Below are 13,480 nucleotides of genomic sequence, written 5' to 3'. Positions count from 1 at the left end.
GTAGTGTCGCGGCCAGGTCCCGATCCTGATCTGGTCTGAGGTTTTGCTGCAGAAAGGAGACGTTTGAATGCCTTACAAACCTAACGAGCTGCTCGCCAGCCACTTCAAGAATGAGGGAATCGACCTCGAACATATCGACCAGCAATTGAATCTGGTCGCTGCCAACAGCCCGAACCTGCCGCTGTACCGGGACATGATGCTCACCGTGTTGCGCATGGCCCACGACGATAGCAACCGCTGGAACGCCAAGATCACCCTCCAGGCCCTCCGCGAACTCGACCATGCCTTCCGCGTGCTGGAACAGTACAAAGGGCAACGCAAGGTAACGGTATTCGGCTCGGCACGAACGCCTGTCGAACATCCGATCTACGCTCTGGCCCGCGAGCTGGGCGCGACCCTGGCCCGCTCCGAACTGATGGTCATTACCGGCGCCGGGGGCGGCATCATGGCAGCAGCGCACGAGGGCGCCGGCGTAGAGCACAGCCTCGGCTTCAACATCACCCTGCCCTTCGAGCAACATGCCAACGCGACGGTCGACGGCACCGACAAGCTGCTGCCGTTCCACTTTTTCTTCATTCGCAAGCTGTTTTTCGTCAAGGAGGCCGATGCTCTGGTGCTCTGCCCTGGTGGCTTCGGCACGCTGGACGAAGCACTGGAAGTCCTGACGCTGATCCAGACCGGCAAGAGCCCGCTGGTTCCGGTGGTGTTGCTGGATGCACCAGGAGGCACCTTCTGGCAAGACGCGCTGAACTTCATTACCCGACAACTGGAAGAGAACCGCTACATCCTGCCAAGCGACCTGAAACTGGTGCGTCTGGTGCACAGCGCCGATCAGGCTGTCGAGGAAATCAACCAGTTCTACCGCAACTACCACTCCAGCCGCTGGCTGAAAAACCAGTTCGTCCTGCGCATGCAGCATCCGTTGAGTGAGGCCGCTGTAGAGGATATCGAGAACGGTTTTGCCCATCTGCGACTGAGCGGTAACTTCGTCCAGCACGCCTACACAGGCGAGGACCAGGACGATGTCCAGTTCAGCCATCTGCACCGACTTGTGTTTGCATTCAATGGCCGCGACCAGGGTCGGCTACGAGAGCTGGTGGACTTCATCAACCTGCCGGAAAACTGGGCCAACGGCCAACCGTCCTCACAAGTGACTCAGCGCACGCGGAAACCGCTCAAGGTCACCTGAAACAGATCAATCGTCCAGGCTTCGGCCGCTCAACAAGCGGCCGACCATCTCCATCGAAAAACCGCGATAGACCAGAAAACGGGTTTGCTTCGCGCGCTCCCGCGGGTCGGCCGGTAACTGCCCGGCAAACTTGCGCCGCCAGACATCGCTCAACTGCGACTGCCAGTCGATACCTGCCTCACGTAGCGCCTGCTCCACATCAGCCCGTGGCAGGCCACGCTGGGTCAGTTCTTCGCGGATACGCGCCGGGCCATAACCCGAACGACCACGGGAACTGATGAAACTTTCCAGATAGCGGGATTCGCTTAGCAGCCCCTCATCCGCCAGGCGGTTGAGTTCGTGCTCGATCATTTCAGGAGAAGCACCGCGCTGGCGCAGCTTGCGTGCCAGCTCGGCACGACCGTGCTCGCGGCGTGCGAGCAGGTCCATAGCCGTCCGCCTTACGGCGACGGGGGTATCGAGTACGACGGACATAAGCGCGGGATCAGAAGTCGGCGTCAGCGTCGGCCAGGTCTTCAGCGGAAGCTTGCGCAGCAGCAGTTTTACCTGCAGCGTCAACAGCACTGGTGTTCAGCAACTTGTCACGAATCTGCTTCTCGAGGGCCGCACCGATTTCCGGGTTGTCCTGCAGGAACTTGGCGGAGTTGGCCTTGCCCTGACCGATCTTGCTGCCTTGGTAGCTGTACCAGGCACCGGATTTCTCCAGGAAGCCATGCAGCACACCCAGGTCGATGATTTCGCCGTTAAGGTAAATACCCTTGCCGTAGAGGATCTGGAATTCAGCCTGACGGAACGGCGGGGCAACCTTGTTCTTGACGATCTTGACGCGGGTTTCGCTACCAACCACTTCGTCGCCCTCCTTCACCGCGCCAGTACGGCGGATGTCGAGACGGACCGAAGCGTAGAACTTCAGGGCGTTACCACCGGTGGTGGTTTCCGGGCTGCCGAACATCACGCCGATCTTCATGCGGATTTGGTTGATGAAGATGACCAGGCAGTTGGCGTTCTTGATGTTACCGGTGATCTTGCGCAGCGCCTGGGACATCAGGCGAGCTTGCAGGCCGACGTGCATGTCGCCCATTTCGCCTTCGATCTCGGCCTTGGGCACCAGGGCTGCCACGGAGTCGACGATGATGACGTCAACGGCATTGGAGCGCACCAGCATGTCGGTGATTTCCAGGGCCTGCTCACCGGTGTCTGGCTGCGAGACCAGCAGGTCGTCGACATTGACGCCCAGCTTGCCAGCGTATTCAGGGTCCAGCGCGTGCTCGGCGTCGACGAAGGCGCAGGTGGCGCCCATTTTTTGCGCCTGGGCAATCACCGACAGGGTCAGCGTGGTTTTACCGGACGACTCCGGACCATAGATTTCAACGATACGGCCTCGTGGCAGGCCGCCGATGCCAAGGGCAATGTCCAGGCCCAGCGAGCCAGTGGAGATGGCTGGGATCGCCTGGCGCTCGTGGTCGCCCATGCGCATGACCGCGCCTTTACCGAATTGACGTTCGATCTGACCCAGGGCCGCAGCCAAGGCACGCTTCTTGTTGTCGTCCATTGAAGTCCTCACGTAATCGATAGGGCCTGACGGCCAGAAACAACTGTATAAGTAGCCAGTATTATTCCACAGGGATTTATTTCCGCCTACCCCCGACTCGCGATTTACTCGGCGCCAAGATGTAACAAGCCCTCTAGCGCGGCGATTACCGTTTGTCGGCGTACCTGTTCGCGGTCTCCGTCGAAGTGCCGGCGCTCGCTGAAAACGCGTCCCGCGTCTCCCCAGGCCAGCCAGACGGTGCCCACCGGTTTCGCCGCCGAACCGCCATCAGGCCCGGCCACGCCACTCACCGCCACGGCAAAACGCGCCCCGCTCGCCGCCTGGGCACCACGGACCATCGCCTCGACCACTTCCTGGCTCACTGCGCCGACCTGACCGAACAGCACCTCCGGCACCTGCAACTGCCGGGTCTTCTGGGCGTTGGAATAGGTTACGTAACCGGCCTCGAACCAGGCCGAACTGCCGGGGATGCGGGTGATTGCCTCGGCGATGCCGCCTCCGGTGCAGGATTCGGCGGTGGTCACTTGGGCATTGAAACGACGCAGATGTTCCCCCAGCCGGGCGGAAAGAGCGGTGATCGGGTCCATGACGGGCTCCTTGGAAAAACTGGCGCCTACCCTACACCAGTCAGAACGCCAGCGCCCGCACGTACGTCTGACAGGCGCGTAAGGCGATCAGTCCTTCGTCACCGTCGGCGACGACGGCGACAATTCGTTGAGCATGCGCCGGGTCAAGTCGGGCTCGCGTGGGGTCATGAACCACGCCGCCGGCACCGGAGGCGGCTGGCACAGAGGGGGCGGCGTCACTGGCGATGAGGACTGACAGCCGCAGATCAGCAGTAGCCAGCCGGTCACGCAGGCGTGCCTGAGCCTGTTGGGCATCGGTAAGCTCCTTGGAATGGGTCTGGTCGAGGGATCGCAAACGCTGCTCCAGCGCCAGCCGCTGTTGCCGCTCGTCCTGCAACCGCACGTTGGCGGTCTCCGCCAGTTGCTGGCGTTCACGGGCATACTCGCCCTCCTGCACCGCCAGTCGCTGGCCGTAGCGCCAGGTCTGGACCTGCCAGGTCAGCGCCGCAACCGTGAGGAGCAACAGCCACAGCCCGATGGAACGCCCCGTGCTCAACACAGCACCTCACGGGCTCGGGCCCAGAGTTTCAGACGGTCCTCCAGACCATTGAGGCCGCCGTTGATATGTCGGGTAATGCGATTGAACTCGCCACGGTCCGCCAGTTGATTGAGCCCCCGCGAGTGCCAGAACCAGGCCGCCGACTCAGCAGCCCACTGTGGTTCTTCGAGCATCTGCGGCTTCGCCAGCAGGCGCTCGTCTTCGAACAGCGCCATGCTGCACGCGCGGTAGTTGTTGCGCCCGGTGATCTGGATCAGACCGCGGCCGCAGTAACGCTGGCCATCGCCGTCCGGCTCGGGGGTGTTGCCCAGACGCAGCGCCAGGTTGCCAGTGTCGTAGCGGGCCAGGTACTGGTCGCTGCCCAGTTCTTTCACGTAGCGCAGTTGGCCGGACTCATGGCCGATCTGGGCGAGAAAGGCGGCCATGCGGCGTGGGGTGTCGATGCCCCAGTGCGCCATCGCGGCGTTCAGGGCAGGAACGAAAACGCCCGCTGTCGGGCGGGCGTTTGGATAAATGCGGAAGAGTTCGGTTTCATTCAGATTCATTTCTGGCCCTCGCGCTGCTCGACCTTGAGCGATTTGGTTTGACTGGACTTCTGGCTCTTCGCCTTGGCCTTGCCTTGTTTGCCGCCGTTGCATTGCACGGAGGTATCCCAGCCAGTGGCGGTGAAGAGCTGGGTCACGGTGTCGATCAAGTACTCGCCATCGAGCCCATCCTTGAAACCCTCCACCCGAATCGTTCTTTCCGCGAACACATCGGTACGCCCGCTCATCTCCAGATTCACGGTCGCAGTACTACGGTTGAACTCTGCCAACCGGGCCTTGGCGGCCTGCTCGGCAGCAGATTTGTTCGGATAGACATGCCTGTCGACAAAAACCGCGTTGTTGTCCACGGACTTGTCGTCGTTCTTCTGCTCAACCACCTTCTGCTCCCCCGTCTTGCTGTCCTGGTGCCGGGTCTGCACCGTTCCGTGGGAGCCGCGATCCTTAAGATGAAACTTCCAGCGCCGAACGTCCCGCGGCATAACCGTGACAACACCCAACGCCTTGCCAGTGCCGCTCACTCCGCCCTGACGGGGCAGAACCAATAAGCCGCCATCACCAATCTTTGCGGTGCAGTCGTATTGCCGCGCCAGACGGGTGATGAAATTGATATCCGACTCATTGAACTGATCGACCCGCGGAACAACGGTGGCCACCGGACACTGAGGTTGCCAGCCGTTGCGCGCGGCGATATCCCTGACAATTTGCTGCAAGGGCACATTCTCCCAACTACCACTGCGGATACTCTTGCCCGTTCCGCGCATATCGCAGGCTTTACCGCGAAGCTCCATAACGGCAGGCGGACCATTCAGGTCGATTTCATCGACGATGTACCGCCCCAACCGGGTCAGCTCCTGACCGGCATAGCCAAGGTAGACCTCCAGCTCCGCGCCGCGCGCAGGCAAGGCCAGGGCGCTGTCACGGTCGTCGATTTTCAGTTCGAAGTCATCGGATTCCATGCCCGCTTTGTCGGTCGTGCGCATCAGCAACAGGCGATCGTTGATCAACGCGGTGATGTCCTTGCCATCGGCAACGATACGAAACACAGGTTGCATGATTCAGGCTCCAGAAAAGACAAGCCCCGCACATGGCGGGGCCTGATGGTGCAAACGAGGGTTCAGTCCCACAGCAACACCGTCGTGGAGGTGGCCGTGAGCAACTCGGGCAGCCTGATCAGCACACCGGCACGAAGCGGCTGCTCCTCGCCGGAAAGTCCCGGATTGGCATCCAGCACCGCCTCGAGGCTGCCATTCAAATGACCGTAATAGTGATGACAGAGGGTATCGAGCTGATCCCCTTCAGACGTTCTGCATATCGTCGCCATAACTCACGAGCTCCAATGTGAAAGCCTGTTTTCCCGGAATGCCACCCGCCAACAGGTTGTTCTGAGTTTCAGCCACGCTGGTCAGGCACCATGTCCCGAGAATTTCCCCATAGCCGGTACTCAGGCTCAGCGGTTTCAACTGCTGACCGATGCTGCGTAACCGCTCTATTTGACCGATCCCCCCTTTCAAGGTCGGGAACACCACCCCGTCAATCGTGATCTTGTCATCCCCTTGGCCGACCGCCTGCTGCGCCTTACTGCGCGAAAGGCGCTCTTGTCCCGCCCAGGTGAAGACCTTGGTCCGTTTCAATTGATGAAACGCAGCGGTATCGAGGTTGAAGTAGAAGGCTTCGGACTCTGCCTGCAACGGTTGCAGAATCAGGAGATGAGGATAGGGTTTGACCGCTTCCTCGGGTGGTGTCGTCTGCGGCGCAAATCCGCCGGTAGGCAGGATTGCGCCCAGGGACGGGCTGATTTTCCCGGCTACCCGGTTAATTGCGGTGGCGGCCTTGGAGGCCTGGTCCGAAAAGGTTTCCAGGCGCCCTTGCACCTCGCTGATGACTGTCACCGCCTGGCTGTACTTGGCGGCGACCTCACCGACTGCCGAATGCGCCACCTCGATGGCGCGCATGGTGCGTTGAAGTTTCTTGCCAATGATTTCACCCACGAAGGGCAGATTTTCCAGCTCGGTGGCTGCACCGGTGATATCGCTGACGGCGCCATTCAAAGGCCCCAGCATTTCATCGGCGCTACGCCGTCCGGCCTCACCCGCGGCTACCAGCGAGCGCAGGCTGGATTGCATTGATTCCATGTAGGCCATGGGTTTTCCTCAGGCATAGCCATAGAGATCGTCAGTGCGGTCATACATCTGGCCGCCTGCGTTCGCCTGGGCTGCAAATCCATTGAACATCCGCTGGATTTCCGGCTGCAAAACGCGGACGAGTTCGGCAGGATCGGTAACGCTACCCTGGACATTGATGGCGATATTGGGCGAGACAGCGAAGTGCTGTGGCGTGGTGGCTGTGATCGACAAAGGTGTGGAGGAGCCAGGCTCCGGCAAGGCAAGTACCGCAGGAGCAGTGCCCGCCAAGGACCGGGCGACATCACCGCTTTCCAAGGGCGCTACTCGTTGAGCCTGAAGGGCATGCTCGCCGCCGTACTGCCCCAACGCCGCGCGAGAACTATCGATCGCCGCGCTCCGAAGAGGAATTACCGGCGCCAGAGTAGGAGCCCCCTGACCTGAACGGGAAGTCGCGCCACCCGTTTCGCCGGAGTTCTTCAGCAGAAGGGCTCCGGGCATGGGTGCCTTGGTCACCGTGAGCAGCTTTCCTGCATCGGCTCCAGGCAGTTCCGCAAGAGGTGGTGTGACGCTGACCTCTTTCTCGCTGCCCTCTCCCCAGGTTTCATAAATCTTGCGGCCGGCGAGCTTTCCAAGCTGACCGCCAATGTAACCTCCGGCCATCGCTCCCACCGGCCCCAGCATCGCACCTAGCAGGCCAAAAGCGAGCGCACCGGCGGCCTCGCCATAGCCCTCGCTCTTTTCTTTGGCAGATTCGGCGTTCTGGTAGGTATCGGCAGCACTAAGTGCGCTGCCTACCACCGCCACAAAAGCACCGCCCGCCCTTGCCCTTGGGGAGACTTTCGAGGGACGCAGCGCGTCCGGAACAAGCGTCCCGACCTTGGCCGCGGCTTGCTTCGTACGCGCCCTGATCCCTGGCTTGTCACCCGAAGCATCGACAGGCGGATCGAAGATCGTCTTGGTAGCATCAGAAAGGACTCTGCTTTGCGGCCCAAAGACCGCTTTCGCAGCGCCAAGCAAGACTTTGCCTTTGGCAATGGCCGCGAGCGCGGTCAGCAGGGCGGCGCCCGCTACAACGGCCCCAGCCAGGACCGTTACAACGACACTTAACTTCTCGACGGCGGCGCCAAGAGTATTGGCACCTTTAGTCATGAAGCTCGTCCAGTGCGAGTAAATCGGCGCGAGTGCGTCGCCTACTGCAATCGACACACCCTCATAGGATGACTCACGCTCTTTCTGCTTCCACTCCAGGGTTTGTCGACGGCCCTCCAGCTTGTCTTCAATGTAGTTAGGACCAGGACCACCAGTTTTCCCGGGCATAAATTCTTGGCCATACCGGCCAAGATCGGCCGCACTGCTCCCGCCCTCGCGCTTGTACTCGAGAAAGAGCGCCTTGGATGCACTGAGCACATCATTGTAGTTGCCGGTCTTCTTCGACACCTGCTGAATAATCGCGGCTAAACGGACAGCATCTGCAGGAGCGCCTCCAACTTGAGGAAGCAACCGTGTGATTGCTTCCGCAGTATTGGTGAGACCGAACGTTCCTCCGCCAGCCTGACCAATGATCTGGTTCAGCAAACGCTCAAGCTCATCAGCCCCCTGGCCATTGGACAGGGTGCGGAAAAGGCCTGCGGTAACACCTTCGTCCACCTGTTGACTGTCGGTGAAGCGGGCTGCAAGTCGCCCTTCCGGTACCAGCTCGTCCAGATCCATGCCTGCGTTGAACATGCTCAAGAGCTGGCTGGATGCCTCGGTTTTGCTCAGGCTTGTCCCATAGGTCATCCTGGCAATTTGCGTCTCGACCTTCTCCCGCTGCGCCGCCCATCTCTTCGGGTCTTTCTCCCCTTGGAGCACCAGCTTGCTGATGATCCCTTCATAGTTCGCGAACCGATCGACCGAACTACTCGCAGACTTCAGTACAGTCCGCGAAGTATCGGAAATCTTTCCGCGAGCCGAATTCTCCGTTGGCTGACCAGAAGCAGGTAATCGAGCAGCCCCCATCGCCTTGCCAAGGTCATCATATGCCTTGGTCAACATGGGCAATATGTCTTTCTGCTCGGACAATTTCTTGCCAATGTCACCCAGCGCCGTCTGCCATTTCCCGGCTGACTCCGCAGCAGTGTCGTTGGCCGTCTTGAATGCCGTCGCCAAAGGCAAAGCACTCTGGGTAGTCAACCTCAAGGCCTCGCCAATTCGAACAGCAAACGATTCGAGCTGACCTATCTGCTGCTCGATCTGGCTGAAAACCTGCCCCAAGGCAGGATCAACGGCTCCTCCGATCCTTACCTCAACTATCAGTTCGCCCGCCATAAGTTCCTCCCTGCGCGCAAACCCGACTCACTCTGTGAGCCACCAGACCATGTCGCTGTACGACATGGTCATGATTTCGGCGGCAGAGAAGTTCAGCTCTTTCGCGAGCCGCTTCGCTGCCGCCTTGTGCCTTGAGGGATCAAAGCTCGTCGTCTTGCACCAAGCGAAAATAGCCGGCCTGCAAACGGCTGTAGTCTTTCAGCGTCAGCCCCTCCAGGTCCTTGGTGCCGACTTCTGCAAGGGAAGCGAACAGGTTCAGCTCCCGGGTTTCGTCGTCGGCGCCGCCGGACTGCGCGGCACGCAGGTCACGTACAGTGGGCGCGCGCAGCGACAGGCTATCGACCTGCACGCCATTGGCTTCGGTTGGACGGCTGAGTTTGACCACGACACGGTCAGCACTCACGGTCAGCCAGGCAGGAATTTTCGTTGCTTGCGTCATACGAGCTTGTCCTTATCTCAGAGGCCCAGGGCCGAACGTTGGGCGGCGAGTTGGTCGACGCCGTTGATGACGCGCTTCATGCCCAGCGGGTCGATTTCGTACATCAGTCGGCCATCGATTTCGAGCTTGTAGTAGGTCAGGGAAACAACGTGAGTGGTCTCGGGTTTCTCGGACGCTTTCCAGTCGCCCATTTCCACTTCCTTGAGCATGCCGCGCAGGGTAACCACCACAGGGGTGATGGCGCCCTTCAGGCCTTTGAAGGCACCGCGGAAGGTGCCGTTGAAACCGGAGCTATCGGCCAGGCCGAAGAACTTCAGCGCTTCGCGGCGAATACCGGTGGTTTTGAAGGAGGCACTCAGTGCCTCCATGCCCTGGTCGATCTCGATGGCGGTGTCCATGCCACCGAGGCGTTGGGTTTCGACCTTGATGGCGAGCTTGGGCAGGGTCAGGCTGGTGACGTCGCCCTGGAAGCTTACGCCGTCGACGAACAGGTTCAGGTTGGCGAGGGTTTGCGGAATCATTGCCATGGGTAGTGCTCCTTAAGCGGCTTGGTCGAGGACTTCGGTCAACCACTGGTTGGTGACCTCGACACGGAAGTTGGGGTTTTCTGCAGGCGGGACGTCGGTGAAGCGGATGTTCCAGTACACCTTGCCCTGCTCCAACTGGCTGGCAGTGTTGAGTTCAGGGTCGGCGTAGACCTCGAAGTTGATGATCGCGCCCTGGGCTTTCAGGTCGCGCATGAAGTTCTCCAGGCCCTCGGTCACGTCCTTGACGTAGGTCGCGGTGATCGAGCGGTCCACCGCCCATTTGTGGCCGTAGAGGATCGCGTCCATGACGATGTCCATGGTCCGCACACGGGTAACGAAGGCCCATTTCGGATCGCTGGACAGGGTGCGGTTGCCCCATAGGCGGAAGCCGTCATCACGGATGATGGTGGTGATGTTGGCGTTGTTCAGCAGGTTGGCGCGGCAGGTCTCGTCGCCGTCGAGGAATTCCACTGGGCGGGTGGTGCCGGTGATGCCGACGAATTCCTTGTTCGACGGCGAGGCCCAGAAGCCGTACTCGCTGTCGGTCCAGGCGAACAGGCCGGCAACCCAGGCCGACGCGGGTGCATCGACAGTGGCGTCAGCACCGGTGTCCCAGTACTTCACGCCCGGATCGACCAGGAAGGCACGCTTGGCACCGAAGTTCTCGGCGTAGGCCAGGGCGGCCTCGTCGGTGGTGTTCGGGCCGTCGATGATGGCCAGGCCGCGCAGCTTGTCGGCCAGGGCGACCAGGGCGGTGCCCACGGCCTGGGTGGCGCTGTGTTTCGGGGTCACCAGCAAACGTGGTTGGGCGTTGAAACGGCTCTTGCCGTCGAGCAGCGCCTGCAGGCCGGTGCGCTTGCCGTCGGCGAGCACGCCACCGATGATCGCCGAAGTCTGTTCGGCGGCGTCGGTCAGCTTGGCCACGCCGCAAGCGACGATAACCGCCTTGGCCCGGGCATAGATCGCCTGGCACGCCTTGGTGATGGCCGCATCGGCGCCAAACGCCGCGATGGCTTCACGCTCGCTGGTGATCAGCACCAGGTCATTGGCCTTGGCAGTGGCGGTCGGACCTTCGGTGAAGGTGTCCACCAGGCCGATGATGGAAGAGGAAGGCAGCGCAATGCTGCGCGAACCGGTGTCAACGTTGGTTACGGTAACGCCGTGGAAGAATCCACTCATTGGTATTTCTCCAGATATGAGAAGGCCCCGTCAGTGCGGGGCCTTCATGGGTTGAGCAAAAGAAAGTTCCCGGCAGGGCCGGGCTAAAAATTTAATTATTCATGACAAACATCAGCGTCGAGCATAGATGGTGATTCTATCTTTACTGCCGCCTGACGAAATAAACGCTCCCGCCGCGTTGGAGTACTTGACGGAAATAGTCGTACCGGCCGAAAGGTCGCCAATTGAAATAGATCCATTGCAATATATTGCATTGGCGCCAAACTCATCAAAAACAGCACCATTCACATAGACCTGAACGGAGGATGCTGGAGACGGCTGAGAACACTTGAGGGAAATATTTAACCCCACACTCTTCAGGCCGCCTTCGGGGACAGTGAACACTCCATCAGACAAGTTGTAACATTCGAAAAAATGTGAATTTTCAGGAATAGCCGGCACACTTTTAAAAATGAGTTCTGACACACCGGAGTTTAACGCTGCACCAGCCAGGTATCCAGCATCAAATATCTTCTGATAGGGGAAGATAGCAATTCCACCGGTGCTTCCAGCTAAGCCTCGCTGCCAGTTATCATCGAATGCTACTGGGTCAATGTAATACTCTACAGGCCCTTGCCACGAAGCGAGCTTTGAAGTATTCGTGTTACCACGGAAAAAATTATTTGTACTATCGATAATTACTTTTCCGTTAAAATCCGCCGTACCTTGAAAAGATGTCCCAGAGTAAGTGTGATAGCCACGGCATCCTGACATTCTGAGCCCGCCACTGCCAGATCTGACCGACGGAACAGATCTCGGATTGTAAGCAAGGAACATAATACTTGCATTTTCGACTGACGTACCTTGAACAATGATGTCCCCATACGAATTGAAGCCAGTAGGAGACTCCAGCGGGCAAGAAAGAAAGCCAAACCCGGTATTGACTGCTGGCATCAAGCTCTCACCTGAATTGATTACCAGAACCGAGCCATATACGCATGCAATGACATGTGTTTTTGAAGCAAGCGTCTCTAGACCATGGCTAACAAGTTGATAGCTTGCTACCTCAATTACCGCCTGCGCACCAATCACAACAATAGGCTGCGGCGTATTGTAAGTGTAACCATTATGGACAACGATTTCCGACAACAAGTTTTCAGGCGCCGAAAAATCTCCAAACTGCCAACCTATCGTCGCATTGATGACGCTGAACCCAAGCGAGTGAAGCGAGCAGGTTTTTGAACCTGAAGCCCAGACCTTTACTGCGGATTGTATATTCTCCCTAGACTCCCCATCAATATATAGGCCTGGCCTTGCAACAATCGAGGTGCAGTTTTTTATTTCAAGAACGGATGTTGCGATCGCACTACGACTGCGAATACCACCTGAGCCCTGAATAACTAAACCATTTACGTCCTCAATGAGGAAAACATCACGAGCCCCATAGGTCTTATTGAGGTTTAACGGAACCCGCCTAGTGACCGCTTCATTGAGGGCCAGGTACAATGCATCAAGATCGTCAGTGACCGCATCCCCAACAGCACCAAAGTCATCGGGCGATACACCAAAATTGTTCAGCGTCAAATTAGCACTGCGCGATAAAACCTTCGCCTCTGGCTCAGGCGAACCACCAACTCCACTTGTGCCAACAAAAATTTCGGTATTTTTCGTCATACTTACCCCAAGAAGAAGACATGATTAATCAGCCCTCAATAAGAACCTTCAGTAGAGCATCATTCAAGGCCAATTCCGGGCACATCAACGACAGCCAGACGGCGTAGAAATGCATTATCATCTACTGATTACTATCGCCCCAAAAAAAGCACTGCCTGGCGTATATTCAAAATATTAGCGATATGAGGCCGGCGGGAACGACAAAGCTTAATTGAGTGAGATTTACTATAAAACGGGACATGAAAACACTTTAACTAATGGCCAATCGCGCAAAGCTTCCTTCCAATCCAACAATTCAGCTAACTTCAGGAAGGTCAAGGAAGTCACCAGCAACCTCATCCACCGGAATCACTTGCTTCTCGATGGCGGTAATGGAGTTTTACGGCTGGACGGCACCCGCGATACGGACTTTTAGTTGATATGTTCGATTATCCAGGAAGGGGCGATCGGACGCTGCTCGGCATCCGGGAATGCCTCGGATTGAGGCCAATCACGCAGTTCCTGGAGATAGGCCAGTAACTGGCTGAATTGCTCATTGCTCAGGGTGGTGACTGTCTGCAGTTCCTGTTGGTCGCGATGGCGTTCGCGGAGCCATTTGATGCGCTCCAGTTCGCTGTTCCGCCAGGCACGCTCTACAGCAGGTAGGTCAACGATCACGGCGTGCGGGTGCTTGGCGATGTTGCCTTCATCGTCGACCCGCCAGACGCCATCGACTTCCTGGATAGTTTGATTCCACAAGTCCTCCGAAACCGCAACGGCGTCCTCGGGGATCGTGTGAAGATTTTCGATCAGGCGTGCCTTCAACACCCCTTGATCGTCGAACGTGATGAATCTTGTCATG

Annotated in this window: 15 protein-coding genes; 1 reads left to right on the top strand and 14 read right to left on the bottom strand. The window is 58.5% G+C overall.

Translation table 11 applies throughout. The annotated features are described in order from the left end of the window. The first annotated feature begins 67 nt into the window (after positions 1 to 67). A complete protein-coding gene (locus NTD82_RS13660) occupies positions 68 to 1,189 on the top strand; it encodes an LOG family protein (RefSeq protein WP_262129087.1) in 1,122 nt (373 codons plus the stop codon). Positions 1,190 to 1,195: 6 nt separating this feature from the next. Here NTD82_RS13660 and recX read toward each other — a convergent pair whose 3' ends face one another. From recX to NTD82_RS13590, 14 genes are all read right to left on the bottom strand, one after another. Continuing rightward, the gene (gene recX, locus NTD82_RS13655) at positions 1,196 to 1,663 is read right to left on the bottom strand and encodes a recombination regulator RecX (protein WP_095154035.1); all 468 of its coding nucleotides are present in this window, start codon (positions 1,661 to 1,663) and stop codon (positions 1,196 to 1,198) included. A 10-nt stretch (positions 1,664 to 1,673) separates the two neighbouring features. Beyond that, complete coding sequence (recA, locus tag NTD82_RS13650) at positions 1,674 to 2,741, bottom strand: recombinase RecA (RefSeq protein WP_095154036.1); 1,068 nt, start codon at positions 2,739 to 2,741, stop codon at positions 1,674 to 1,676. 104 nt (positions 2,742 to 2,845) lie between these two features. Continuing rightward, positions 2,846 to 3,328 (bottom strand): CinA family protein, encoded by a 483-nt coding sequence (locus tag NTD82_RS13645; protein ID WP_095154037.1) that lies wholly within the window; start codon positions 3,326 to 3,328, stop codon positions 2,846 to 2,848. Positions 3,329 to 3,368: 40 nt separating this feature from the next. Continuing rightward, positions 3,369 to 3,863, bottom strand: coding sequence for a lysis protein (locus NTD82_RS13640; protein WP_262129086.1), 495 nt, complete (start codon positions 3,861 to 3,863; stop codon positions 3,369 to 3,371). After that, on the bottom strand, positions 3,860 to 4,411 hold the full coding sequence (locus NTD82_RS13635) for a glycoside hydrolase family 19 protein (RefSeq protein ID WP_095154039.1): 552 nt from the start codon (positions 4,409 to 4,411) through the stop codon (positions 3,860 to 3,862). The genes NTD82_RS13640 and NTD82_RS13635 overlap by 4 nt, the downstream gene beginning before the upstream one ends. Next, positions 4,408 to 5,463, bottom strand: coding sequence for a phage late control D family protein (locus tag NTD82_RS13630; RefSeq protein WP_262129085.1), 1,056 nt, complete (start codon positions 5,461 to 5,463; stop codon positions 4,408 to 4,410). Before NTD82_RS13630 ends, NTD82_RS13635 begins: the two co-directional genes overlap by 4 nt. A gap of 62 nt (positions 5,464 to 5,525) precedes the next feature. Further along, complete coding sequence (locus NTD82_RS13625; protein ID WP_095154041.1) at positions 5,526 to 5,732, bottom strand: tail protein X; 207 nt, start codon at positions 5,730 to 5,732, stop codon at positions 5,526 to 5,528. Beyond that, a complete protein-coding gene (locus NTD82_RS13620; protein ID WP_262129084.1) occupies positions 5,707 to 6,552 on the bottom strand; it encodes a phage tail protein in 846 nt (281 codons plus the stop codon). Before NTD82_RS13620 ends, NTD82_RS13625 begins: the two co-directional genes overlap by 26 nt. 9 nt (positions 6,553 to 6,561) lie before the next feature. Then, positions 6,562 to 8,841 (bottom strand): hypothetical protein, encoded by a 2,280-nt coding sequence (locus NTD82_RS13615; protein ID WP_262129083.1) that lies wholly within the window; start codon positions 8,839 to 8,841, stop codon positions 6,562 to 6,564. Positions 8,842 to 8,980: 139 nt separating this feature from the next. Then, on the bottom strand, positions 8,981 to 9,280 hold the full coding sequence (locus NTD82_RS13610; RefSeq protein WP_095154044.1) for a phage tail assembly protein: 300 nt from the start codon (positions 9,278 to 9,280) through the stop codon (positions 8,981 to 8,983). Positions 9,281 to 9,297: 17 nt separating this feature from the next. Next, positions 9,298 to 9,807 (bottom strand): phage major tail tube protein, encoded by a 510-nt coding sequence (locus tag NTD82_RS13605; protein ID WP_262129082.1) that lies wholly within the window; start codon positions 9,805 to 9,807, stop codon positions 9,298 to 9,300. Positions 9,808 to 9,819: 12 nt separating this feature from the next. Beyond that, positions 9,820 to 10,986, bottom strand: coding sequence for a phage tail sheath family protein (locus NTD82_RS13600; RefSeq protein WP_110968349.1), 1,167 nt, complete (start codon positions 10,984 to 10,986; stop codon positions 9,820 to 9,822). A gap of 111 nt (positions 10,987 to 11,097) precedes the next feature. Continuing rightward, positions 11,098 to 12,639, bottom strand: a complete 1,542-nt coding sequence (locus NTD82_RS13595; RefSeq protein ID WP_262129081.1) for a hypothetical protein — start codon at positions 12,637 to 12,639, stop codon at positions 11,098 to 11,100. A gap of 411 nt (positions 12,640 to 13,050) precedes the next feature. Then, entirely contained in the window at positions 13,051 to 13,479 is a 429-nt protein-coding gene (locus tag NTD82_RS13590) for a phage tail assembly chaperone (RefSeq protein WP_262129079.1), read from the bottom strand. Position 13,480: the final 1 nt, after the last annotated feature.

Source organism: Pseudomonas sp. 5P_5.1_Bac1, assembly GCF_025466015.1.
GTDB lineage: Bacteria > Pseudomonadota > Gammaproteobacteria > Pseudomonadales > Pseudomonadaceae > Aquipseudomonas.
The sequence above is the reverse complement of the archived record's forward strand: the minus strand, read 5'-3'. Positions and strand labels throughout refer to the sequence as shown.